Annotated in this window: 18 protein-coding genes; 7 read left to right on the forward strand and 11 right to left on the reverse strand. The window is 64.8% G+C overall.

What is annotated here, in order from left to right:
* Window positions 1–72: 72 nt before the first annotated feature.
* Window positions 73–891: a thiol:disulfide interchange protein DsbA/DsbL gene (locus C1927_RS17810; RefSeq protein WP_079223323.1), complete on the forward strand. Its 819-nt coding sequence runs from the start codon at window positions 73–75 to the stop codon at window positions 889–891.
* Between the two features lie 54 nt (window positions 892–945).
* A complete protein-coding gene (locus tag C1927_RS17815) occupies window positions 946–1,683 on the forward strand; it encodes an endonuclease/exonuclease/phosphatase family protein (protein ID WP_174208737.1) in 738 nt (245 codons plus the stop codon).
* Window positions 1,684–1,789: 106 nt separating this feature from the next.
* Here the strand turns inward: C1927_RS17815 and C1927_RS17820 are convergent, their stop codons facing one another.
* Window positions 1,790–2,665: an EamA family transporter gene (locus C1927_RS17820; protein WP_108747360.1), complete on the reverse strand. Its 876-nt coding sequence runs from the start codon at window positions 2,663–2,665 to the stop codon at window positions 1,790–1,792.
* Window positions 2,666–2,737: 72 nt separating this feature from the next.
* Here C1927_RS17820 and C1927_RS17825 point away from each other — a divergent pair, with 72 nt between their 5' ends.
* The 3 genes from C1927_RS17825 to fhuE all read left to right on the forward strand — a co-directional run bounded on the left by C1927_RS17825 (window position 2,738) and on the right by fhuE (window position 6,193).
* Window positions 2,738–3,211: an Lrp/AsnC family transcriptional regulator gene (locus tag C1927_RS17825; RefSeq protein WP_108747361.1), complete on the forward strand. Its 474-nt coding sequence runs from the start codon at window positions 2,738–2,740 to the stop codon at window positions 3,209–3,211.
* On the forward strand, window positions 3,208–3,759 hold the full coding sequence (locus C1927_RS17830; RefSeq protein ID WP_108747362.1) for a M23 family metallopeptidase: 552 nt from the start codon (window positions 3,208–3,210) through the stop codon (window positions 3,757–3,759). The genes C1927_RS17825 and C1927_RS17830 overlap by 4 nt, the downstream gene beginning before the upstream one ends.
* A 271-nt stretch (window positions 3,760–4,030) precedes the next feature.
* Window positions 4,031–6,193, forward strand: a complete 2,163-nt coding sequence (gene fhuE, locus C1927_RS17835; protein ID WP_108747363.1) for a ferric-rhodotorulic acid/ferric-coprogen receptor FhuE — start codon at window positions 4,031–4,033, stop codon at window positions 6,191–6,193.
* A 178-nt stretch (window positions 6,194–6,371) separates the two neighbouring features.
* Here fhuE and C1927_RS17840 read toward each other — a convergent pair whose 3' ends face one another.
* Entirely contained in the window at window positions 6,372–9,158 is a 2,787-nt protein-coding gene (locus C1927_RS17840; RefSeq protein WP_254051596.1) for a TonB-dependent receptor, read from the reverse strand.
* A gap of 360 nt (window positions 9,159–9,518) precedes the next feature.
* The gene (locus C1927_RS17845) at window positions 9,519–9,926 is read right to left on the reverse strand and encodes a biopolymer transporter ExbD (protein ID WP_079223334.1); all 408 of its coding nucleotides are present in this window, start codon (window positions 9,924–9,926) and stop codon (window positions 9,519–9,521) included.
* A gap of 162 nt (window positions 9,927–10,088) precedes the next feature.
* Between C1927_RS17845 and C1927_RS17850 the strand changes: the two genes are divergently transcribed.
* Window positions 10,089–12,062, forward strand: coding sequence for a transglycosylase SLT domain-containing protein (locus C1927_RS17850; RefSeq protein WP_108747365.1), 1,974 nt, complete (start codon window positions 10,089–10,091; stop codon window positions 12,060–12,062).
* Window positions 12,063–12,155: 93 nt separating this feature from the next.
* Complete coding sequence (locus C1927_RS17855) at window positions 12,156–13,376, forward strand: multifunctional CCA addition/repair protein (RefSeq protein WP_108747366.1); 1,221 nt, start codon at window positions 12,156–12,158, stop codon at window positions 13,374–13,376.
* Window positions 13,377–13,420: 44 nt separating this feature from the next.
* On the opposite strand, the gene C1927_RS21755 is transcribed toward C1927_RS17855, so the two are convergent.
* The 8 genes from C1927_RS21755 to C1927_RS17885 all read right to left on the reverse strand — a co-directional run bounded on the left by C1927_RS21755 (window position 13,421) and on the right by C1927_RS17885 (window position 24,089).
* Window positions 13,421–14,167 carry a putative type VI secretion system effector gene (locus C1927_RS21755; protein WP_159095378.1) on the reverse strand — a complete coding sequence of 249 codons (747 nt, stop codon included), beginning with the start codon at window positions 14,165–14,167 and terminating at the stop codon, window positions 13,421–13,423.
* Window positions 14,168–14,236: 69 nt separating this feature from the next.
* Window positions 14,237–14,989 (reverse strand): putative type VI secretion system effector, encoded by a 753-nt coding sequence (locus tag C1927_RS21760; RefSeq protein ID WP_152027119.1) that lies wholly within the window; start codon window positions 14,987–14,989, stop codon window positions 14,237–14,239.
* A 316-nt stretch (window positions 14,990–15,305) separates the two neighbouring features.
* The gene (locus C1927_RS21765; RefSeq protein ID WP_152027120.1) at window positions 15,306–16,019 is read right to left on the reverse strand and encodes a putative type VI secretion system effector; all 714 of its coding nucleotides are present in this window, start codon (window positions 16,017–16,019) and stop codon (window positions 15,306–15,308) included.
* A 73-nt stretch (window positions 16,020–16,092) separates the two neighbouring features.
* The gene (locus C1927_RS21480) at window positions 16,093–16,821 is read right to left on the reverse strand and encodes a putative type VI secretion system effector (RefSeq protein ID WP_152027121.1); all 729 of its coding nucleotides are present in this window, start codon (window positions 16,819–16,821) and stop codon (window positions 16,093–16,095) included.
* Between the two features lie 14 nt (window positions 16,822–16,835).
* Window positions 16,836–19,760 carry a T6SS effector BTH_I2691 family protein gene (locus tag C1927_RS17870; RefSeq protein ID WP_108747368.1) on the reverse strand — a complete coding sequence of 975 codons (2,925 nt, stop codon included), beginning with the start codon at window positions 19,758–19,760 and terminating at the stop codon, window positions 16,836–16,838.
* Complete coding sequence (locus C1927_RS17875; RefSeq protein ID WP_108747369.1) at window positions 19,757–20,686, reverse strand: hypothetical protein; 930 nt, start codon at window positions 20,684–20,686, stop codon at window positions 19,757–19,759. Before C1927_RS17875 ends, C1927_RS17870 begins: the two co-directional genes overlap by 4 nt.
* Window positions 20,676–23,432 carry a type VI secretion system Vgr family protein gene (locus C1927_RS17880; RefSeq protein WP_079223342.1) on the reverse strand — a complete coding sequence of 919 codons (2,757 nt, stop codon included), beginning with the start codon at window positions 23,430–23,432 and terminating at the stop codon, window positions 20,676–20,678. Before C1927_RS17880 ends, C1927_RS17875 begins: the two co-directional genes overlap by 11 nt.
* Before the next feature lie 222 nt (window positions 23,433–23,654).
* Window positions 23,655–24,089, reverse strand: a complete 435-nt coding sequence (locus C1927_RS17885) for an SseB family protein (protein ID WP_079223343.1) — start codon at window positions 24,087–24,089, stop codon at window positions 23,655–23,657.
* Window positions 24,090–24,111 lie beyond the last annotated feature (22 nt).

Consider the following 24,111-nt stretch of genomic DNA (forward strand, 5'->3'; position numbering starts at 1 on the left):
CCGCATGTCATCATTTCCCCCTGGCCGGCGCCCGCCGCCGGCCCCACCTTTCCAGATGCTGGAGACGTTTCAATGAAGACCCGTATCGCTGCTTTCGCACTTGCAGCCCTGCTGCCGATCCTGGCGGCCTGCAAGGCCGACGATGGCACCACCAACACCACCGCTCCGGCTGAACCGGCCGCGACCCCGGCTGCCGCCGAGCCTGCCGCGACCCCCGCCGCCGAGCCCGCTGCCGGCGCCGAAGGCGCTGCCCCGGCCGCCACCGACACCGCTGCGGCCCCCGCCCCGACCACCACCGCGCTGACCGGCCCGGCCCCGGTGGAAGGCGCCGACTACCAGCTGATCAGCAACGGCCAGCCGTTCCAGCCGGCTGCCGGCAAGGTCGAAGTGGTCGAGATCTTCGGTTACGTCTGCCCGGCCTGCGCCGCCTTCCAGCCACTGGTCGGCCCGTGGAAGGCCGGCCTGCCCAGCGACGTGAACTTCGTCTACGTGCCGGCCATGTTCGGCGGCACCTGGGACAACTACGCCCGTGCCTTCTACGCCGCGCAGACCCTGGGCGTGCAGGAAAAGACCCACGAGGCGCTGTACGCCGCCATCCACTCGCAGCAGACCCTGAAGGGTGAGCGCGGCGCCGACTCGGTCGACGACATCGCCAAGTTCTACGCCGGCTACGGCGTGGATCCGAAGCAGTTCGCCGCCACCATGGGCAGCTTCGCGGTGAATGCCAAGACCAACTCGGCCAAGCAGTTCGCCCAGCGCAGCCAGATCAGCGGCACCCCGTCGATCATCATCAACGGCAAGTACCTGGTGAAGGGCAAGACCTTCCCGGACATGCTGCGCATCGCCGACCACCTGATCGCCCGCGAACGCGGTGCGGCCCAGGCGCACTGATCCAGAGAGAAAGCATTGCCGGCCGTGACTTCCCCCCACACACGGACCCTGCGCTTGCTGACGGCCAACATCCAGGCCGGCTCGAGCACCCGCCGCTACAGCGACTATGTGACCCGCAGCTGGTCACATGCGCTGCCGGCGGGACGCAAGCGCAGCAGCCTGGACGCGATCGCCACCCTGGCGCGCGGCCATGACATCGTCGGCCTGCAGGAGGCCGACCCGGGCAGCCTGCGGTCGGGCTTCACCAACCAGACCCACTACCTGGCCCAGCGCGCCGGCTTCAACTACTGGAGCCACCAGCCGAACAGGCGCATGGGAGGGGTGGCGTCCAGCGCCAACGGCCTGCTGAGCAAGCTGGAACCGGTGGAAGTACAGGACCACGCCTTGCCCGGCCGTATCGGCGGGCGCGGCGTACTGCTGGCCAAGTTCGGCGATGGCGAGGACGGCCTGGCCGTGGCGGTGGCCCACCTGTCACTGGGTGCGGGTTCGCGGATGTCCCAGCTCGGCTTCATCGCCGAGCTGCTGTCCGACCATCCCAACGCCGTGCTGATGGGCGATTTCAACTGCCTGGCCGAGCGCCCGGAAATGCAGGTGCTGTACCAGAAGACCCGGCTGCAGCCGCCGGGCTGCGTGGTGCCGACCTTCCCCAGCTGGCGCCCGGACCGGGCCATCGACCACATCCTGGTCAGCAGCAACCTGCAGACCCGCAGCGTGGAAGCCGTACCGGCCGCGTTCTCCGACCACCTGGCCCTGGCCATGGCCATCGACGTCCCCGCCGACGCCCTGCGCTGACCCGTTTGGTAGGTGCCAACCTTGGTTGGCGCGGTGGGTGCGCACCTACCGCTCTGGTGGGTGCGGACCGTTGGTCCGCACGCTCTCCGCCGGGCACACCCCGGCGCTACCCCGCCTGCACCACCGGCGTTCTCAACCGCCGCGCGGTCATCGTGCTGCCTACCGAAGCCACCACCGTGCAGCCGATTGCCAGCCACTGCACGCCGGCCAGCTGCTCGTGCAGCAACAGCATCGCCCACAGCGCGGCCACCGCCGGTTCCATGCTGATCAGGATCCCGAAGGTTTCCTTGGGCAGGCGCTTGAGCGCCATCATTTCCAGCGACATGGGGATCGCGCTGGACACCAGCGCCACCAGCAGGCCCGCCAGCAGGATCTTCGGCTCCAGCAGCGCCATGCCGGCGTGGGCCACGCCCACCGGCACCACCACCAGTGACGCGGCCAGCAGCCCCAGCGAAACCGTATGGCCGGCATGCAGGTGGCCGGCGCGCTTGCCGAAGACGATGTACAGGCCCCAGCACGCCGCGGCGCCCATGGCGTAGAGCACGCCGGCAGGATCCAGCGCCGGCCCGCCGCCCAGCGGCAGCAGCAGCAACAGGCCCAGCAGCGCGCAGCCCACCCAGAGGAAGTCGATCGGCCGCCGCGAGGACAGCATCGCCACCGTCAACGGGCCGGTGAACTCGATGGCCACGGCAATGCCGAAGGGAATGGTGCGGATGGCCATGTAGAACAGCAGGTTCATCAGGCCCAGGGTCAGCCCGTAGCGCAGGATGGTCATCGCATCCACGCGGCTGGTTTTCCAGCGCCACGGCCGCCAGAACAGCAGCAGCAACAGGGCCGAGAAGCCCACGCGCAACGCGCTGGTGCCCTGCGCGCCGACCAGGGGGAACAGGTGTTTGGCATAGGAAGTGCCGATGGCCAGCGCGGTAACCGAGCCGAGCACCGCCAGCGCCGGCAACATCGGCGCGAATCGGGAAGTCTGCATGCGCCCAGTCTATTGCGCTGGCGGCGAGCACTTGGCTCAATTGAGGGCCCGTCCGCGCAATTTCTGCTCGCCATGGCTACCGCCCCCGTGCTGGACAGTTTCGACCACGCCATCCTCGACCTGCTGCAGCGGGACAACGCCCTGCCGCAGCGGCAGATTGCCGAGGCCGTGCACCTGTCCACGCCCGCCGTGCAGCGGCGCATCAAGCGACTGCAGGACAGCGGCGTGATTTCCGCCAACGTGGCCGTGCTCGACGCGGCCAGGGTCGGGCGCCCGCTCACGATCATCGTCGAGGTACGCGTGGTCAGCGAGCAGCGCGAGAAGGTCGCCCCGTTCCGCCGCCGCGTGCAGGATGACCCGGCCGTGCAGCAGTGCTACTCGATCACCGGCGACGGCGATTTCATGCTGCTGCTTTCGGCGGCCTCGATGGAAGAGTACGAAGCGATCACCGAGCGACTGTTCGGCGGCGACGACAACATCGAGCGCTTCCGCACCTCGGTGGCGCTGGGCACGTTGAAGCGCAGCTTCTCGGTCCCGCTGGCATGACCTCGCCGCCCTCCCCTGCCCGACGCCTGCGCCGCTGGCTGCTGTCCGGCGCCCTGCTGCTGGCCGCCGGCATCGCCGCGCTCTCCCTGTGGAACAGCCCGTGGGCGGCGGCACCGAAGATGCTGTGGACGCTGGGGCGCATGCCTGTGGCCACTGAACTGCCGGTACCGGTAGACGGCGTGCGGCCCAGGCAGATCGCCGACACCTTCGGTGCCCCGCGCGGCCGTGACCGCACGCATGCCGGCATCGACATCTTCGGCAAGCGCGGCACGCCCGTGCGCAGTGCCACGGTGGGCGTCATCGCCGACGTGCGCGAAAGCGGGCTGGGCGGACGCCAGGTATGGGTGATCGGGCCCGGTCGTGAGCGTTACTACTACGCGCACCTGGAAGACTGGGCCGACGGCCTGGCACGTGGCCAGGTGGTGCAGGCCGGCCAGCTGCTGGGCTACGTGGGCGACAGTGGCAATGCCAAGGGCACGCCGCCGCACCTGCACTGGGGCATCTACGGTACGGACGGCGCCCGCGACCCGCTGCCGCTGCTGCGTTGAAAGGCCTGCAGTCCAGTGCAGTCGAGCAAGCTCGACTCTACGACGGACTGGCCGCATGTAGGCACGACCTCGCCCATTTGTAAATAGAAACAATTCGCATTACCATGTTTGCGTTTTCCGGGCAGCCAGGACGGTTCGCCCTTCTTCGCATTGCCCAGCCACCGCCCTGCAGCGCAGGGCCCCGCCAGCGGCGTGAGACCCCCACCAGCCGCGGCGCCAGACCATCCGGGAAGCCGGTCGGACGCACGCACGTGCCCGTCCAGGAAACCCAATGATCCGTTCGACCCCTGCCCTGCTGCCGCATCGCCTCTCCGCGGCGGTGCTCTCCGCCCTGTGCCTGGCCGCCGCGCCCGCCGCCTTCGCCGAAACCGCCGCCGACCCGACCACGCTCGACAAGGTGGTGGTGAAGGGTGAGCGCGCCGAAGGCTACTCGGTGCGCAGGACCTCGGCCGGTACCCGCTTCGACCTGGCTCCGCGCGAGATTCCGCAGTCGGTCAGCATCATCAGCCACCAGCGCATCGAGGACCAGAACCTCGACGACATCATCGACGTGCTGGGCAACACCACGGGCGTGAGCAGCACCCAGTCCGATACCGAGCGCACCGAGTTCTACGCGCGCGGTTTCTACATCGACAGCTACCAGTTCGATGGCCTGCCGACGCAGATGGTGCAGAACTGGAGCTACGGTGATTCCGGCCTGGACCTGGCCCTGTACGACCGCGTCGAAGTGGTGCGTGGTGCCACCGGCCTGCTCAGCGGCGCCGGCAACCCGTCGGCGTCGGTGAACCTGATCCGCAAGCACGCCGACAGCGCCGAGCTGGCCGGCAGCGTCTCGGTCAACGTCGGCAGCTGGGGCCGCACCCGCACCACGGTGGACGTGGGCAGCGCACTGAATGCCAGCGGCACCGTGCGTGGCCGTGTCATCGGCAGCTACCTGGACACCGATGCGCAGATGGACCGCTACAACCAGCACAAGACGCTGGGCTACATGGTCATCGATGCCGACCTGACCCCCGATACGCAGCTGAGCGTGGGCTACGACTACCAGCAGAAGCGCGCCAACGGCGCGACCTGGGGCGGCTTCCCGATGCTGTTCTCCGATGGCACCAGCACCGGCTACGACGAATCGTTCAATGCCAGCCCGAACTGGACCTACTGGGACACCACCAGCAAGCGCGCCTTCGCCACCCTGGAGCACGGCTTCGCCAACGGCTGGAAGTTCAAGATCGGCGCCACGCATGACGAGACCAAGGCCGACGACAAGCTGTTCTACCCGGCCTACAACGACTGGGTTACCGGCGCCTCGTTCTTTGACAAGAACACCGGTGCGGGCATTTCGCCGTCGGCCGGCTTCTACAACACCGAACGCAAGGTCGACGCGATCGATGGCTTCGTTGACGGTCCGTTCCAGCTGTTCGGCCGCGAACACCAGTTCATGGCGGGCCTGAGCTACAACAAGCGCGACTACGCCAACTACGGCGACTACCAGGTCGGCGGTGCTGGCCTTGCCTGGGATCCCTTCTCCAGCTACCTGAACTGGACCGGCAACATCAGCGAACCGAACTGGAACCCGCTCAGCCTGGCCAGCGAAGGCACCATCACCCAGAAGGCCGGCTATGCCGCCACGCGCCTGTCGCTGGCCGATCCTCTGAAGCTGATCATCGGTGCGCGCTACACCGACTGGAAGAGCGAAGGCGAAGGCGCCGATCGTTCGCACAAGGTGACCACGCCGTATGCCGGCCTGGTGTTCGACATCAATGACACCTACTCGACCTACGCCTCGTACACCGAAATCTTCCAGCCGCAGATGCTGAAGGACCGCAACGGCAGCTACCTGGATCCGGTTGACGGCAAGAGCTACGAAGTGGGCGTGAAGGGTGCCTGGTTCGACAACCGCCTCAATGCCTCGGTGGCCGTTTTCCGCATCGAGCAGGACAACGTCGGCCAGTCGACCGGCGAACCGGTGATCGGCGGAACCGGCGGCGAAACGGCTTACATCGCCGCACGCGGCACGGTCAGCCGCGGCTTCGAGTTCGAGCTGAACGGCGAACTGGCACCGGGCTGGAACGCCACCTTCGGTGCATCGCGCTACGTGGCCAAGGACATCAATGACGCGGACATCAACACCAACCTGCCGCAGACCACGCTGAAGCTGTTCACCAGCTACACCCCGCAGTCGCTGACCGCATTGACCGTGGGTGGCGGTGCCAACTGGCAGAACCGCATCTATTACGCGGTACCGGCATACGGCCGCATCGAACAGGACGGCTACGCGCTGGTCAGCGCCTTCGTGCGCTACCGCATCTCGCCGGAGTTCAGCGTGCAGGCCAACCTGAACAACCTGCTGGACAAGAAGTACTACTCGCAGATCAACGGCTACGGTGCGTTCGGCGACGGCCGCAATGGCTCGCTGACCTTCACCTGGTCGTTCTGATGCAGAGGGCGCCGGGCAACCCCCGGCGCCGTGCCTTGTAGAGTCGCGCTTGCTCGACTGGCTTTCGACCAAAGCAGCCGAGCATGGCTCGGCTCTACAGAACAGCGAAAAGCCGCCGGGCATGGCCCGGCGCTACCAGTGAAACGCAGGTGCCGTTCCCTGGCACCTGCCTGTCAGCCTAGAACCGCAGGTCCGCGCGCATGTACCAGTAGCGGCCACGCGGAATGTCATAGGTCGAGGCGTCGTAGCCGTTCAACGAGCACGACAGGCAGATCGGCGGATCCTTGTCGAACACGTTGTTCAGGCCCGCGGTCAGCTGCAGCCCCTTCATCCAGTTGATTTTGTAGCCCACCTGCACATCGTGGTAGGTGGTGGCGGACAGCGTGTTGGTACCGGCGGCCTGGTTGCTGCACACCGGGAAGGCCACCGCATCACCGCAGTCTTCGGTCAGCTCGGAGATGTGGCGCACCGTCCAGTTGGCACTCCAGTTGTCCAGCGTCCAGCCGATGCTGGCGTTGCTGGTCCATTCCGGAATCGAGCTGTCGGCCACTTCCACGCCCGGCTTCTGCGGCTGCCGCTGGCCGGCCGCACCCGTGGCCTCGTAGCGGCCGACGAACGTGTTCTTCCAGCCCAGCTTGAACTGGCCGATGTCGCTCTGCGGCAGCGTCCAGAACATGTCCACGTCCCAGCCATCGGTCTTGATCGAACCCAGGTTGGTCAGGCGGTTGTTGAAGCTGCTGACCGCACCGGTGCTGGCGCGGGTGATGCCATCACAGTAGACCGGGTCCAGCGTATCCACGCACAGGTCCAGCTGGGTCTGTGCGTTGATCGCCTGGATCGCGCCGTCGATGTTGTGGCGATAGAAGGTCACCTCCACGTCGAAGCGCTCGGACCACGAGGTGTCGTTGCCGAACCACGGGCTCCACACGAAACCGGCGCTGAAGCTGCGCGAACGCTCCGGCTCCAGTTCGCGGTTGCCGCCGGTGGTCACCGAGATCTGCGAGTTGGCCTGCTGGAAGCCGGTCGGCACGCCCAGCGCGGCGCAGTTGGCGGGATTGCCGCGCGGTGCGGTGCCGCCCAGGCCCACCGAGCAGGGATCGAACAGCTGCAGGTCCGCACGCGCGGCCGAACCGTACAGCTCGCCGATGGACGGCGCACGGAAGCCCTCGGCGTAGGTCGTGCGCAGCACGAAGTCATCGGTCACCTGCCAGCGCAGGCCGTACTTGGGGGTGAACTCGCCACCGAAGGTGGAGTAATCCGAATAGCGCCCGGCCAGGCTCAGGTCCAGCTTCTTGCCCAGCGACGAATCGGCGAAGATCGGGATGCTCAGCTCGACGTAGGCCTCGTTGACGTCGTACGAACCGGACGTCGGCTGCGAGGGCACGCCGTTGTAATGGCCGATCACCGTCAGCGGATCCGGCTGGTACCAGCCTTCATAGCGGCGGTGCTCCAGGCCGGTGGCGAAAGAGACCGGGCCGGCCGGCAGCGTGAACAGATCACTGGACAGGTTGGCGGTGACCAGGCTCAGCTCGTTCTGGCTGCGGTCGCGCACCACCGGCTGGATCCAGCGCAGCATGTCCGGGGTGATCGAGCCGACGCCGCCGAAGATGTTCAGCGGCACGCAGCCGGGGGTTGCCGCGCACAGTGCCGGATCACCCAGCGCCAGGTTCACGTTGTAGATGTTGTAGCTGCCGTAGTTGGTCTGCTCGGCCTTGTTCTTGCTGTACATGCCGTTGACGTCCCAGTACCAGCTGCGGTTCGCCGCCTGGAAACTGCCCACCAGGCCGGTGGCGAAGTAGGTCGTGTTGACCTCCTGCTCGAACACGCGCGCGCCGCCCTCCACCGGGCGACGGCCGATCAGGGTCATGTTGTCGCCGGACGCCAGGTCGAAGCCGAACGGGTTGTACGGGTTCAGCGCCGACACCACGATGTTGTCGGCCAACGGATTGCCGGTGGCGCCGTCAGGGCCGAAGAACAGCGGTTCCGGGCCCGCCTGGTTGGTCGATTCGCGGCGGTTGCCCAGCGCTTTGACGTACCACTGCACGTCGTCGGTGATGTCGAAGCGGAACTGGCCGAACACGCCTTTGCGCTCGGACGGCGTCAGCACCATGTTGTATTCGGCGAAGTTGAAGCGATCGGCACTGGTGAAGCAGTGGTAGTCATCGCTGCGGTTGCAGCCGGCGCTGCCGTCATAGCGCGGGTTGCTCACGCCGGTGTTGGGCACGATGTCCTGCTCGGCGCCGGTGTTGGGATCGACGAAGGCGAAACGCCCCTGCGGGATGCCACCGCTGCCGAAGGCCAGGCCCGTACCGGGAATGGGAAAGCGCGACTGCTCGCGATCGCGTGCGTACACCGCGTCCTGCCGGGTCCAGCTGGCGCCGAGGAACAGGCTGTAGCGCTCGCCGCTGGTGCCCCAGGCCAGGTCCACGCCCTTCTGCGTGCCATCGCCCTTGCTGTACTCACCGTAGTTCAGGGTCACCTGCCCGCCATCGAAATCGCGCCGGGTGATGATGTTGACCACGCCGGCGATCGCATCGGAGCCGTACAGCGACGACGCACCGTCTTCCAGCACTTCGATGCGTTCAACAATCGCCAGCGGAATGGTGTTCAGGTCGGTGGCCGCGCCCACGCCGGAGGCCGATGATTCATTGACCCAGCGGATGCCATCGACCAGCACCAGTACGCGCTTGGCGCCCAGGTGGCGCAGGTCGACCTGTGCCGAGCCCGCGCCGACACCGCTGCCATCCGGCGGGAAGCCGAAGTTGCCGGACGAATTGAACTTGGCGTTCAGCGCCGAGCCCGAACCGGTGAGCTGCTGCAGCACTTCGCCGATCGAGCTCAGGCCCGTGCGCTCGATGTCGCCACGGCTCAACGTCTGGATCGGCACCTGGCCTTCCACTTCAGCGCGCTTGATGCGCGTGCCGGTGACTTCGACGGCATCCAGGGTGGTGGCCGTCTGGGCCATTGCCCCCAGCGGTGCCAGGGCCGTCACGCACAGCGCAACAGCGACCGCCAAGGGGCGGTAATGCAGGTGATTCATTCGCTCTCTCTCCAAAGGAATGTCGGGACATGGGCTGCCGCGCTCCCCCCTGCATGGCGGCAGCGTCTCCTTTGTAAACAAGCGGTAAAAATCACGACGTGACGACGGACACCATTTCACGTGGAATTGACGGAACAGACCGGAGATCGCGTCAATTAATGTCTTGAAATGCGCAAAAGGTGCGGCAACGCACCATCAAGAGCGCTCAACGGATGCGGGCCAAAACGACAGCCACGCCCAGACGAAGGACGGCCCGGGCGGATGCCGGGCCGTCCTCGCCAGCGGTCATCGCACGAACGCGATCCGCTCCATCCCCGTCGCCTCGGCCGCCGCCAGGATCTTCGCCATGCCTTCGTACTCGGCAGACGGATCGGTGGCGATGCGCAGCTCCGGCAGGTTGCCGGCGTGTTCGCTGGCCTGGCCGCGCAGGCGGGCCTGCAGATCACCGATGGCCATCGGCTGGCCATTCCAGCTCAGCTGGCTGGAGGCATCCAGACGCAGCTCGATGGGTGGCGGTGGGTCGGGACGATCGACCACCCGGTCGGTGGCCTGCGGCAACTGCACCGCGATGGGCCGCGACAGCATCGGCGCGGTAACGATGAAAATGATCAGCAGAACCAGCATCACATCCACCAGCGGCGTGACATTGATCTCCGCCAAGGGGCCGCTTCTTCCTGCGCTGTTGAACGCCATGTGCCACTCCTTGCACCCGGGCCGTTCGCCCAAGCCGACAGTACGCCGCCACCGTGCGCCCGCGGCAGTGGGCATCCACGAAGCATTCAGCTGCCGTTGCCCGCGCTGCAACGTGCACGCGGCGAGAAACTGAATTCAGCCAGCGCCCGCTATGCTGGCGCCATGACCCGACGCTCTTCGACCGCCCTGTCCCTGCTCCCGCTGTCCGCATCGCTGCTGATCGGCTGCGCCAGCGCCCAGTCACTCGACGCCCAGAGCGGCCAGCTCAAGGCCGCCATCGACGCTGCCGAACGCGGCCAGCTCGGTCCGGGCCAGGCCGCCGCACTCAGCCGCCACCCGGCCTATGGCTGGGTCGAGTTCGCCCAGCTGCGCCGCAACATCGATACGGTCGATACCGGCCAGGCGCAGGCCTTCCTCAAGCGCTATGACGGGCAAGCCGTGGCCAACAGCTTCCGCAGCGTCTGGCTGCCCTCGGTGGCCCGCCGCCAGGACTGGCCTACCCTGCTGGCCAACTGGGCACCGACCGACAACCTCGGCCTGCGCTGCGCGCAGCTGACCGCGCGCCAGGCCACCGGCAAGGTCGACCCGCAGTGGATCAGCGAGGCGCAGGACCTGTGGCGCAAGAACGGCAAATCACTGCCCGACGCCTGCGATGCGGTGTTCGCCGTGCTGCAGGCGCAGGGCGGCATGAGCGATGCACTGCGTTGGGAGCGCGTCGACGCCGCAGCCGACGCGCAGCAGCCCGCGGTGATGCGCAGCGCCGCGCGCGGCCTGCCCGCGGCCGATCTGACCCTGGCCAACACCTATGCCGCCTTCGTCGACAAGCCCAATGCAAGCGCGCTGAACTGGCCGCGCAATGAACGCAGCCGGCGCATCGCCACCGATGGGCTGGAAAAGCTGGCCAAGGCCGACCCCGGCGCGACCGAACAGCAGCTGCCGCAGTACGCGCAGGCGCTGGGCCTGAGTGCCGAACAACAGGCCCAGGTGCGGTACCAGATCGCGTTGTGGACAGTAGCCTCCTACCTGCCCGACTCCGCGCGCCGCCTCAACGCGGTGCCCGAATCGGCCTACGACGAGCGCCTGCACGAATGGCGCGTGCGCGAGGCGATGTCCCGTGGCGACTGGCCGGCCGCACTCACCGCCATCCGCAAGATGGGCAGCAAGCAGCGCACGGATTCGCGCTGGGCGTATTTCGAAGGACGCATGTTGGAAAAGACCGGGCAGGCGCAGCAGGCCCAATCGCTGTTCCGCAGCGCCGCGCGCGCGCCGACCTTCCACGGTTTCCTCGCCGCCGACAAGCTGCAGCAGAACTACACGCTGTGCCCGTGGAAGCCCAATGACAGCGCCCAGGCGCAGGCCGCCGTCGCCCGCGACCCGGCCATCCAGCGCGCGATGGCGCTGTACCAGATCGATCGCAACGGCTGGGCTGTGGCCGAGTGGAACAGCGCGCTGGCCCGCTTCGATGACACCCAGCGCCGCCTGGCAGTGCGCGTGGCACAGGACAACGGCTGGTTCGACCGCGCCGTGTTCGCGCTCGGCAAGCAGCCGCAGGAACAGCGCCTGTACGACCTGCGCTTCCCGCTGCACCACGACAGCACCATCCGCCGCGAATCCTCGCGCAATGCCATCGACCCGGCCTGGGTGGCCGCCGAGATCCGCGCCGAGAGCACCTTCACCCCGCGCGCGCGCTCGCCTGCCAACGCCATGGGCCTGATGCAGGTGCTGCCGGCCACGGGCGCGGGCGTGGCGAAGAACATCGGCCTGACCGCATACGGCGGCGCCGACAGCCTGTACGACCCGGACACCAACATCGCCATCGGCACGGCCTACCTGCGCCAGCTGATGAACAAGTACGACGGCCTGCCCTACGTCACCATCGCCGCCTACAACGCCGGGCCGACCCCGACCGCACGCTGGCAGTCCCAGCGCCCGGGCTTCGACCCGGACCTGTGGATCGAGACGATCAGCTACAAGGAAACGCGCGAGTACGTGGCCCGCGTGCTGGCCTTCAGCGTGATCTACGACTGGCGCCTCAATGGCAACGCGCTGCCGTTGAGCGACCGCCTGATGGGTCGCCTGGTGGACAAGCGCAAGGCCTTCACCTGCGCGGCGGACGCCGACCAGGGCGGGGATTGATCGACGCGGGGTCGTGCCTTCCGACCCGGTAGCGCCGGGCCATGCCCGGCGAGCGCGCAGCGCAGCGACACATGCCCGTGCGATCATCGCCCCATGAAGATCTATCTTGTCGGCGGCGCCGTGCGCGACCGCCTGCTGCAGCGCCCCGCCGGCGACCGTGACTGGGTGGTGGTCGGCGCCACGCCCGCGCAGATGGAAGCGCAGGGCTACACCGCCGTGGGCCGCGATTTCCCGGTATTCCTGCACCCCAAGACCGGTGAGGAGTACGCGCTGGCGCGCACCGAGCGCAAATCCGGCCGTGGCTACCGCGGTTTCGTGGTGGATGCCGATCCGGCCGTCACCCTGGAAGAAGACCTGCAGCGCCGCGATTTCACCATCAATGCCATCGCCTGCGATGAAGCCGATGGCACCCTGGTCGATCCCTACGGCGGCGCGCAGGACATCCAGCAGCGCGTACTGCGCCACGTCGGCCCCGCCTTCGTCGAAGATCCGCTGCGCGTGCTGCGCGCGGCGCGTTTCATGGCGCGCTTCGCCCCCCTGGGTTTCACCGTTGCCGAAGAGACCCTGGCCCTGATGCGCGAGGTGGCCGCCAGTGGCGAGCTGGACGCCCTGGTGCCTGAGCGCGTGTGGCAGGAACTGCGCAAGGCGCTGGTCTGCGAACGCCCGTCGGCCTTCCTGCGCACCCTGCACGACGCACATGCGCTGGGCCCGATCCTGCCCGAACTGGAAGCGCTGTACGGCGTACCGCAGCGTGCTGAGTTCCACCCCGAAGTGGATACCGGCATCCACCAGGAAATGGTCAGCGACATGGCCGCCCGCCTGGCACCCGGCGATGACCTGGTCGGCTTCGCCGCGCTCACCCACGACCTCGGCAAGGGCCTGACCCCGCCGGACGAATGGCCGCGCCACATCATGCACGAGCAGCGAGGCCTGAAGCCGCTCAAGGCGCTGTGCGCGCGCCTGAAGATTCCCACCGAGCACCAGCAGCTGGCCGAAGCCGTCTGCCGTGAACACTTGAACGTGCACCGCATCGACGAACTACGCGATGCCACTGTGCTGGAGCTGCTGGGCCGCTGCGATGCACTGCGCCGGCCCGAGCGCGTGGCCCGCATCGCCCTGTGCTGCGAGGCCGACAAGCGCGGCCGGCTGGGCTTTGAAGAAGGCGATTACCCGCAGGGCGAAACGCTCAAACGCCTGCACCAGGCAGCGCTGTCGGTACAGGCGCGTGATCTGGACCTGAGCCACCTGAAGGGCCCTGCGGTTGGCGAGGCGCTGGCCAGAGCTCGGGTGAAGGCGATTGCGGCAGCGCGGTAGGCATGTGCGGCTTGCTGGGGGAGCGTGGTGTCAGCCGCTGATGGTCAGTACCTGAAATAGGTATCACCCAAGGCGGGGTGATCGCCCGGCTGACGCTTCTGCTTGGTGATGCGTCGCAGATTGATGCGCTTTGCATTTGGCCAACCCAGCGTTCCGAATATCGCATCGGCCATCTTTACGAACCGCGTGAAATGGCGGCCAATTCTGTACCCAAGGTAGAAGCAAACCAGAACGCATATCAAGTACGTATCCGCGATCATCTCCAAGGATGGCAGTCCGTCTCCCGTGAGAGCGTCGATCAGGAAGAACGCGACGTGGATCATGTACAAGGGAACAGATAGCGCCAGCGAGTACTTGGCCACCGCGATCCAGTGAGCCCAGCTACCTGAACTGACATACGGATAGGAAACGATGAGCCTCTTCTGCTCATCGAGCACGGACAAGGCAATGAAGTTCCCCGCCTTGTCCCGACGCCCGACCACCCGCACGGAGTCACCCTCTTTGAAGGGCCAATTCCAGAACAGCCCCTTCACCAGCATTTCGCCGAATCGAAACTCCACCCTCGTCGCTGGTTCTTCCGTTTCCTCATTGGACATCATCGCCATGCCGGCGGCGGGCCCGCTAAGGCCCAGCGCGGCGGCAGCGGCGCCCGTGGCGGCCATTTTGTCGCGATCCCCGTCGCGCCAGAAGACGTTCTGCACCACATGTCTGACCCGCAGATTGGAAATGATGCCGGTTTCGGTCTCGAACAGCACCTTGCCGGTCGAGCCCGGCTTAGGTTTACGATTCACTGCAAATCCACCTTGGAAATGCCACACGCTGACCGGCGCGTATCCGCCATCGAAATCATCAAGAGATTCTCAGTATCTGAAATAGGTATCACCAAGCGCAGCAGGATCACTCGGGCTTCTTCTGAGTTTTGTAATACGCCTTAGATTCACACTCCTACTGTCGCCCCAGCCAAGCGACCCAAATATGCCGTCAGCAAGCCGGGCAAACCGGTGAAATCGATAGCCAATACTGACCCCAACAGTGGCAGCAATGAGCAGGAGCCCAGCAAATATGCAAAGCAGCAACTTCAACAACAACCATCCGTCCTCCAGGATGCCGAGAGAATTCAGGCCAATACCTACGGTGAAAAATGTGCATATCGGCAACGAAATCAATGACGTGTACTTCCAGACCGAGATCCAGTGAGCGCGACTGCCAGCACTGACGTGTGGGTAGGAGACAATCAATCTCTTGCGCTCATCCAATACCGAGAACGCGATAAATACTCCGTCCGGGTTTCGGCTTCCGACAACTCTCACGAGATCTCCTTCCTTGTAGGGCCAGTTCCAGAGCAGGCCTTTCACGATCAAATCGTCTAGTCGGAACTCAACCCGGACAACTGGCTCCTCCATCTCCTCGGCGGACATCATCGCCATGCTGGCCGCAGGACCACTGAGACCGAGTGCAGCAGCAAAGGCTCCAGTGGCGGCCATACCCTCGCGATCGCCACTACGCCAGAACACATTTTCTACAACATGCATTATGAGCAGGTCGGAAATAATTCCAGCTTCAGTATCGAACGAACCAATGCCTTGCAAAGCCCGGGACCGCGAAACATTCACGACGATGATCTCGTAATAATTTTCAAATCATACCCGCCACCATACCGCGCCATTGATAATTCCTGGCATCTGAAATAGGCACCCCCAATGCCGGGGCCATCACCCTCTCGCGCTCGATCCAACTTCTCGGACCTGAGATTTATCTTCTTAGGAGCCCCAATCCAGCTCGGCAAACAGAGCAGGACAGAATATCCTCGAACGCATGCTCAACGAAAAGATCTGAGATCACACCAGCCTCCGTATCAAGCGGAATTCTACTCCCAGGCCAACTGACCGAGCATCTGCCGGCCATCACCCCAACACTGATGTAGAGAATTCAATATCTGAAATAGGTATCACCCAGAGCGACATGATCACCTGCCTGCCGCTTCCTCCTGGTGACTCCACGAAGATTTATTCGCCTCACACCTTTCCATCCAAGCGTAGAAAAAATTGAATCCGCCATTTTTGCGTAACAAACGAACCGCCGACCAATTCGATATCCAATTAAACAGAAAACAAGAACACCAATCAAATACGCCCGAGCCAAGAAATAAAATGGCGCGGATGTCAACCAGGCAAACAGGGCTATTATGAATCCCCACCAAGGAATCGAAATCACAAGCGATAGTTTCAGCACTACAATCCAATGCGCCAACGTGCCAGAACTGACGTGCGGATAGCAGACGATCAATCTTTTCTCCTCATCAAGAACTGAGATAGCAAAGAATTTACCTTCGTGCCCCCGTGTCCCAACAACTCGAACGAGGTCACCTTCGCTAAAGGGCCAGTTCCAGAGAATACCTTCCACGGCGAGGTCGCCAAGACGGAATTCGACTTTCGTGACCGGCTCCGCCATTTCCTCCGCAGACATCATGGCCATGCCGGCAGCCGAACCACTGAGACCTAATGCGGCGGACAGCGCACCGGTCGCAGCCATTCCTACGCGATCGCCTTCTCGCCAGAAAATGTTTTCCATCACGTATTGAACTTTGAGACCGGAGATAACTCCGCTCTCCATTTCAAGCAGAGCCTCTTTGCCGTCACTCATTTGCATACCACTCCTTGACGGGCCGGATCGAAACCAGGCCAGTAGCGCCCCCACACTGCCTATTTGATAGCAACTAGTATCTGAAGTAGGTATCCCCAACGCCGGAAGAATCGCCCTTTCGCGCCTGAGCGAACCTTCCAGACCTGAGATTAATCTTCGTGGGATCGCGCCAATCCAGCGCAGTGAATACGCGGTCTGCCATCCTCGCAAATCCAGATAGACGACGCCCGATCCTCCATCCAATCACTCCAAAAATTGAGGCTCCGGCAATACAGGCGCCAGAAATAACTTCGAACTTACTATCGGATTTGACGTCCCAAACAAAGGCAGTTGCGAGAACAGCCGCCCCCCCCCACCAAACAACTGAGATCGCCAAGGAAATCCAGAAGACACGCAGCCAGTGCGAGGTACTGCCTGCCGTAACATGAGGATAGGAAACGATCAGCCTCTCATCCTCGTCCAATACAGAGATCGCAAAGAACGTTCCGTCGGTCCATCGCTTGCCCACCACTCTAACGCTCTGCCCCTCCCTAAACGGCCAGTTCCACAGCAGCGCAGACACCGATAGATCTCCCAGCATGAACCTGACTCGTACCACTGGCTCCGCCCCCCCTTCGCTTGACATCACGGCCATGCCTGCTGATGGCCCGCTCAAGCCAAGCGCCGCTGCAACTACACCCACTGCGGCCATTTGCTCTCGATTGTCAGAACGGGACAGAACATCCTCGAACGCATGTTCAACGAAAAGTTCTGAGATCACACCAGCCTCTGTATCCAGCGGAATTTTGCTCGGAACATCCATGCAATGTGCGCCTTTCACGACTGCGGCCTCGTAGTTACTTTCCCGATTGCCTTGTCAAACGCGTCCTTCTGCTTCAGAACGGCCACCTGCCGGTTCCTACTATCGCTGGCCGAGGGAGGAACTTTACTAGCTGCCCTCCCGAATACATTGGACTCGCACCACTTCTCGAGATCGTTCGGGCTGATTGCCCACACGGTCGCTTCAATCACAAGCAGTGCCAATGTAATCTCCCAACCGCCCAAGCGCAGTATCCAAGTGCCAAGGCGCTTCATAGCCTGACTGGACAAAACGAGTTCCCCTTCCCTCGCGGCCGCAGCCTCTATCCCGGCCCTCAACCCACGAAGACCTAAACTCAACTTATTTCGCCCCAGATGACGCTCTAGAACTGGAGAGGAATAGGCCAGCGCGGTGAGAAAGTTCGCACTACCAACCGCTGACGTTAGCCCTGCCTTCATCAGCAAAGCCGCGGCAGACCAGCGCCGCCCATCTTCAAGCCGACTCTTGAAGTCCGACAAGCTGTAGGCTGCCCCAATAAAACTACCCGCTCCCGCCAGCACACTGCCGGCAACCTTCATCCGAATGGCACTGACACTGCCCTCCCCAAAGAACTCCTTGGCTACCGTTTCATGCACACTGGTGTACACAGCCACAAGCGACATGCCGGACGCCAATAACGTCGCATAGTCGCGCGTGTCCTTATCGACCTTTGTTGCCAGATGGATGAAGTTCACCATCTCCAGCACGCCCGTAAGGGAATTCAGACCGACGACATTACGGCTGCTTTCCGCCGCAGCCTGCCAGCGCTTGCGCATCGCCAGCGCACCATGGTGCAGCTCCAGATCGCGGAGCGCGAACTGCATCGGCAGTGCACTACCCTTCTTGCGATAGAACTGGATGCGCTCCAGGAAATAGCGCTTGCCCTGCTGGCCGCTGCTCAGCTCTTCGGCCACCAGGCTGATCGCCTCGTCGCGCTCCATCAATGCCCGCGTCAGGAGCACAACGCGGACCATGGCATTGCCGACAGTGTCCTGGATGCCCTTCATCGGGAATCGATTCAGGAGGTACGCACCTGCGGTAGTGACGAAGCGATCAACGCCACTGTCGCGAAGGATGCGGGCACTGGCGGTGGAGGGCGCAGCCTCCTTCTGCGCCACCTCCAACTTGCGGTAAAGGGTCAAGAAGGACTTCAGATGTGCGGTGCCTGCGACAAATGCTGCCCAGCTTGCGCCGCCCACCTCAAGAATTGTGTCGGAACAGACCTGCGCCGCCGAGAGTGTCTGCTCCAGCTCCTCGCGAGCCTCTTTCTGGTTCTTCGCGATAGCTCGCCAGAGCAGGGATCCTCTTCCGGTAACTTCTGTGTCGTTGGCCGACTCAGTCAAAAATGCACGGCCGATCTCGTGCATGCCGAGCGCCGCGATGGCATCGGTGATTACTTCTTCAAACCACACGCCTTGCGCCGGAGACTGGCCGTCAAAATCCTCCAGCGTCGCCAGAAACAGATCATGGCGGAGCCAGGCAACCAGAACAGCCATCTCTGGGCCCAGCCGGTCGAGCACCATCTGCGCCATTGCATCCATGTTCTTCTTGAACGCGCTAAAGCGCGGCTCATCAATCAGCGGCCAATACTTGTTCTTCCACGCTTCCTGCGCATCCTGCAGATAGAGCGGCAGAAACATGTCCTTGTATGCCTGCTCCCGCTTCCGTTTTTCTTCCTCGGAAATCTTCACTCTCGGATCCCATGACGGAAGCGAGGGATTCCTTAGGCGAAGCTGCCGTTCCTCCTCCCGCACGGTCTGCGCTGCATAGTTCCCAGCCAGCACCGCGCCGTTGAGCTCCAGCAACTTCGAGATCTGTTCGATCTGGTCAACCGCTGAAACCTCCAGCTCGCGCTCCCGCTTGAACTGGCCGATGCAGGCAGCGAGGTCATTGCAGTAGCCACTGAGCTCATGCACGGCGCCCACCGCATCCCACAGTCCCAGCAGCAGGGGCGGGTACTCGTGGCGATCACTGCCGATTCGCCCGTTGCTGCTGTGTTGCTGCAGCAGCTTGAAGCGTTGTTCGCGAGGGTCGACACCGCCGTTACGGGGGTAGTCCCGCCGTGACCATGGGTAACGCGTGCCGTGCTTTCGCAGCCGTGCGACGTTGAGTGCGCCATCCAGCGTGGAAGCAGCCGGGAGCGCGCTGATGTAAGGGAGATCCGGCGGATCGCCCGAGGGATTGTCCAGCAACCGATATTCCATGATGGAGGCCAGCCCAGCGGCGTCCTTCAACGGTGCTTGGTCGCCCTCCGCTCTCGCCGACCTGATCCATCTGGCAGGCTCGATCGACTGCATCCGCTCGGCGCGCAGGACCGGGTCGGACCCATAACGATCCAGCGTCGCGGGTGTCCATGGGTGTTGGGAGTAGGCAAGCCAGACCGTCCCGCACACATCGGGCCGCGGTATGGTGATGAACTCGGTGCGCATGTAATCGTGACCGCTGCGCCCACAGCTCGGCAGCCCTGCTCCGACGATAGGGCGGGCGCTCATTGCGGAAGGCTGCCGCCACAACGTACCGTTCTCGGCGATGGCGTAGCATTCCCAGTACTGAGGGCCGTAAGGCCCCTTCTCGTAGTACAGGTACAACATGCCTTGGCGCATGGTCCTGAGGGCATGCGCAAGTCCCGCTGCACTCATGTCAGCGTCGGGCATATGTGAAGTTGATAGTCCGCCCAGGTCGACGTCACAACTGTCGGGCACCAAGGTATAGCGCACCGGCAGAATGGCTAGGCCGGTGGAGCGGCAGATATCGCAGACCCCGCGGCTCTGCGATTCCGGCAGTGCAACAGTAACGGCAGGAAGGTCAGATACAGTTTGGCTGTCCTTGCCGCGAACTCCCCTGTTGCTGGTGCCGGTATAGGAACCGCTCACGTCGTTTCCTTCCTCATCATGCTGCGTCATGTGTGCAACCCTCCCCTTATCGCAGCTGCGTGTCCCGACGCTGCCGCGCGTATGTCCTGCCACTCTGCGTCTTCAATGCGCCATGCCAGTTCGTCGTACCGTTCGCCCTTCTCCACCTGCACCAGCAGCCTCTGAACGGTGGGATGCCTGTGGAAGTGAGGGCCAAGCGAGATCGCATGCCTTGCAAACAGATCCAGCTCATGTCCATTAGCCACACCACGACGGTGCGCTTCTTCGACACAGCGTTGTACGTGGGCGAAGGTGGAACGGTCGGGCACGTCGCCGGTCTGCAGCGCTCCGATCCATGCCTGGTTCAATGCGCCAATGCACTCCACCTCTGGCCAGGACACGGCCGGGTCACCGGGCAGCGCAGGCGCGACCATGTTGTTGATCGCCAAGTGTCCCCAGCGATCCAGGAACATCCACGTTGTGGCACCCGCGAACCGGTACGCCCGTTGCGAACGCGATGAGGTGTGCAGGAACAGGTCCGTCACCATCGGATCGTAGAAGCGCAGCCATCGCTTTCGACCCAGGGCGTGCGGGCAGTGAGCGACCGCTTGCGCGGCAAGCTGGTTGGCCAGTTGCCGGGTCAGCAGCGGCGTCCATAGCCACGCACACGCACGTTGTGGGCGTGCGGTCAGCAGCGATGCCAAAGAGCGCTGCGCCAACGCCATTGCCATCGCCTGGCCGGACAGCAGGGAGTGCATGCCTCTGCTCAGGTCGAGCGGGATCAGCGACGGCCACATGGCAGCCGGTATCTGCCGAATGGCGATCGGGACCGGTTGCACTCCAGCCGAGTCCAGCAGCGCGTCGAAGGCCTCGTCCCTCTCACATCGCTCTACCGCTGACTGCATCAGCAGGTGGCATTGTCCGGGGCTGCTACGGTCGATACCGATCAGCTGTTCGCACAACGACTCAACCGACATCGGCGCATCCTTCGTGCCGGCACACTGCTGCCGTCAAGTGCGGTTCGCAGCCCTTGAACCGCCCAGCAGGTACGTCTGCCGCGTCCGAACTGGTTGCCGGTCCCACCCACTCCCGCTGGCTCGCCTTGAACTCCACCTTCCCCGGCGCGCCCAGCTCGATGTTGTCGCCCTCGATCCGGATGTACGCCCCTGCCGCCGTCGCCAGCAGGTGCTTGCTCGGCGCCGACAGCATCACGTCTGCTTCGGTGCTGGCAATGCGCACCTGGGTCTTGGCTGCCACGATCGCCTGGTTCTTGTGCGCGCGTGCGCTGACCTTGCCCTGCGCGGCGTGCAGTGCGATGCCGCGCTCCTGGTTCGGGCTCTCGCCGCTGGGCTGCACACCGGCGGTGTACAGCACCAGGCCGCCGGCAACCGCCAGCGTCAGCGAGCCCTGCGTCATCCAGTTCAGCGCCACGCCGCTGGCCAGGGTGGTGTGCGTCCCGCTCACCCAGACCTGGTCGGCCGGGGTCAGGCTCAGTACGCCGGCCACGCCACTGCCCAGCAGAATCGGGGCGCTCCAGCCCGGTGCTTCGCCATCACCCCCGGTGATGCTGCCGGCCGTGCTGCCGCTGTGGGTCGCACGCAGGTGTTCCTGCAGCTCGCCCAGCGTGGTGTCCGCAGGCAGTTCGGCCGGGTCGCTCGGCAGCTGCGCCTGCTGGTTGGCGGCCGATTCGGCCAGCTGCTGCAGCAGCTGCTGCCCTTCCTGCAGCTGGGCCAGCGCCTGCGGCGCGGCCATCTGTGGCGTGCCCTGCTCGGTGGTCAGCAGCAGGCCGCGGCCAGCGCGCAGTGCGCCCTGTGCCTGCGTGGCCAGCTCCACGCCAAAGCCACGCTCGCCGTCGCGCACGTTGTCCTGGCCGCCCTTCAGGTGACCCAGCGTCAGCGTGGTCTCGTGCTGGGTGGTGGACAACTGGGCGCGGCCCTGTCCGGGCGTGTCGTCGAAGCGCAGCTGCTGGTAGCCGCCGGTGCCGCCCTGGCTGTCAGCCAGCGCCTGGCTCTTGAAGCCGGTATACACCGCCGCGTGGTCATTGCCCTCGAACCACGCCGCCGCGTTGCCGGTGGCGTTGCCGCCACCGCCGTTGATCTGGTTGTGCTGCGCATCCTGCTGGCCACGGCCGTTGTAGACCGCACCGACCACCACCGGGCGATCAATGTCACCTTCCAGGAACGCCACCAGCACTTCCTGCCCGCGCCGTGGCAGCACCACGCCGCCCCAGTTGTCACCGGCCCACGGGGTCATCACCCGCACCCAGGTCCAGGCACCGCCGTTGGCCGGGGCGTTGTCGTCGCCGCCCGGGTGGGCCAGGCCGTTGCTGGCGTTGCCGCCGCGCTGCCAGGGGAACTGCACCTTGATGCGGTGATCGCGGTCGGACAGCAGCGGGTCGCCATCGCTGACCACGATCGCGCTGAGCGTGCCGGTGATCGTCGGCCGCGGATGCAGGTGCGCGCCGTGGCCATCCTCGGTCTGCGGGCGATAGACCACCTCAGCGGGAATGGCCACGAAGCGGTTGTCGTAGAACGCGGTGGACACCTCGCCGGGGGCATCGCCATAGGCCAGCCCGGACAGTGCGCCGGGCAGTGCCGGGGCCGCGACGCTGGCCGGGCCCAGGGTCTTCTCCAGCGCATCAAACACCTCGGCATCGAGGTTGTTGCGCGCCTGGTGCCGCACCGACAGGCACAGGAAACGGGCGTCCTCGCCCACCTGCGGGTGCTGCGACAGGCCGAATCGTGCGCCGGGCGCCAGAGCACGCCACTGGCCGGCACCGTCGATGGTCTGCGCGCGCACGCGCAGTGCATCCAGGTGCTGCTGTGCGCGGCGCTGGCCACGGGCATTGTCCTGCCAGCCATACGGGCCGCAGGTGTCACGGTCGACGATGCCCAGGTCGTTGCCCTGCCCGGCCTCGGCACTGGCCTGGCGGCGTTCCAGGGTGCGGTAATCCCAGGTGGCACGCTCGACCTTGCCCGGCCGCCAGCGGTTGGCGGTGGACCACTGCTGCACGCTGTCACTGCGCTCGCTCTCGTCGCGGCGATGGAAACGCACCACGCCCAGCTCGGCGATATCGTGGCTGTGGTCGGCCAGCACCAGTGTGTGCGTGCCGAAGTCCGCGCCGCCGGGCTCGCCGGCATGCTCGAACCAGTAATAGATGCCTTCTTCGGCCAGCAGGCGCTGGATGAAGGCCAGGTCGCTTTCCTGGTACTGGGTGGTCAGGCTTCGCCGGGCATACTGGCTGGCATCGCCCAGCGACCAGCGCCAGGCCGGCGCCAACGTGCCGTAATCGGCGAAGAGGTCTTCGACGATCTCGACCACGGTCTTGTCATGGAAGACGTAGCTGTCCACGCGCTGCGACAGGAAGGCCAGCCAGGGCTGCAGGCGCAGCCGGTAGCGCGCCAGGCCGCCATTGCTGCCCAGCCGCTCGGCGGCGGTGATGCGTCCATGCAGCGGCCGCACGCTGCCGTCGGCCTGTTGCAGCTGCAGCAGCGCGCCCTGCCCGATCAGCGGTGCCAGTGCCAGGCTCGCATCCAGCGACAGCGCCGTGATCATCCACTGGAAGCCGATGCCGTCGATCTGCTCGACGCCATCGAGGGTTTCGGCCACCAGCACATCGGGGCCGCACGTCGTATGCAGCCTGAGGAAACGATGCACATCGTGCGGCTTTGCCAGCGCCGAGTGCAGGGCAAGCCAGTGCAGACGAGAAGCGGAGCCATCCATGGAGCAACGCGCGCAGAGCCAATGAGCCATGAGCGTGTTGCGGGAAAGGGGCTCGTTGAAGAGGCAAATGCGACACGGGAGGCGTACCGCCCGCGAAACGCCAACGCTATCAGGCCTCTGAACGCTTTAGAAAAAGTACGAAATGCTCACAATCCGTCGAGCAGCAAGACCGCAACCGCCCACGCCGGTCTGAAAACGACAGTGGGCGGATCAGGCCCTCGGTCAGTGCGCCATCCCGCGGGTAATCGCCGCAGCGCGATCCTTCAGCTGGGCCACCGCATCGGGAATCATCTCCATGCCCACATCCAGGCCCGGGTTCAGCACCAGGCCGACGCCCTCGCCAATACCGGCCAGCAGCGCGTGTACGGCAATCGGCATCGCATGGGCGAACTGCGGCAACTGCTCGTGCCAGAGACCAGCACGCTCGGGCGCGGTGAACACCGCGAACATCGGCTCGCCACCCTCGCTGGTCAGCACCAGCGGCGAAATGGTCTCGTCCCAGGCGCCATCCTCACCGATGGCCTTGTCCAGCAGCACGAACACCGGCGCGGTCAGCAGGCCATCGAGGAACTGCGACGCGGTCAGCGTACCGTCCTGTGCCTGCAGCAGGCGGACCTCCAGGTCGTTGAGGGGTTCGAACGGCGTGTCGTGGTCCATGGTCGCTTCCGGTACGTGATTG

The sequence above is a fragment of the Stenotrophomonas sp. ZAC14D1_NAIMI4_1 genome, from assembly GCF_003086775.1.
GTDB lineage: Bacteria > Pseudomonadota > Gammaproteobacteria > Xanthomonadales > Xanthomonadaceae > Stenotrophomonas.

Coding starts and splice junctions, on each gene's coding strand:
- C1927_RS17810 (WP_079223323.1), top strand. CDS start 73: ATGAAGACCCGTATCGCTGCTTTCGCACTTGCAGCCCTGCTGCCGATC.
- C1927_RS17820 (WP_108747360.1), bottom strand. CDS start 2,665: ATGCAGACTTCCCGATTCGCGCCGATGTTGCCGGCGCTGGCGGTGCTC.
- C1927_RS17825 (WP_108747361.1), top strand. CDS start 2,738: ATGGCTACCGCCCCCGTGCTGGACAGTTTCGACCACGCCATCCTCGAC.
- C1927_RS17830 (WP_108747362.1), top strand. CDS start 3,208: ATGACCTCGCCGCCCTCCCCTGCCCGACGCCTGCGCCGCTGGCTGCTG.
- fhuE (WP_108747363.1), top strand. CDS start 4,031: ATGATCCGTTCGACCCCTGCCCTGCTGCCGCATCGCCTCTCCGCGGCG.
- C1927_RS17840 (WP_254051596.1), bottom strand. CDS start 9,158: ATGGCCCAGACGGCCACCACCCTGGATGCCGTCGAAGTCACCGGCACG.
- C1927_RS17845 (WP_079223334.1), bottom strand. CDS start 9,926: ATGGCGTTCAACAGCGCAGGAAGAAGCGGCCCCTTGGCGGAGATCAAT.
- C1927_RS17850 (WP_108747365.1), top strand. CDS start 10,089: ATGACCCGACGCTCTTCGACCGCCCTGTCCCTGCTCCCGCTGTCCGCA.
- C1927_RS17855 (WP_108747366.1), top strand. CDS start 12,156: ATGAAGATCTATCTTGTCGGCGGCGCCGTGCGCGACCGCCTGCTGCAG.
- C1927_RS21765 (WP_152027120.1), bottom strand. CDS start 16,019: ATGAGTGACGGCAAAGAGGCTCTGCTTGAAATGGAGAGCGGAGTTATC.
- C1927_RS21480 (WP_152027121.1), bottom strand. CDS start 16,821: ATGGATGTTCCGAGCAAAATTCCGCTGGATACAGAGGCTGGTGTGATC.
- C1927_RS17870 (WP_108747368.1), bottom strand. CDS start 19,760: ATGACGCAGCATGATGAGGAAGGAAACGACGTGAGCGGTTCCTATACC.
- C1927_RS17875 (WP_108747369.1), bottom strand. CDS start 20,686: ATGTCGGTTGAGTCGTTGTGCGAACAGCTGATCGGTATCGACCGTAGC.
- C1927_RS17880 (WP_079223342.1), bottom strand. CDS start 23,432: ATGGATGGCTCCGCTTCTCGTCTGCACTGGCTTGCCCTGCACTCGGCG.
- C1927_RS17885 (WP_079223343.1), bottom strand. CDS start 24,089: ATGGACCACGACACGCCGTTCGAACCCCTCAACGACCTGGAGGTCCGC.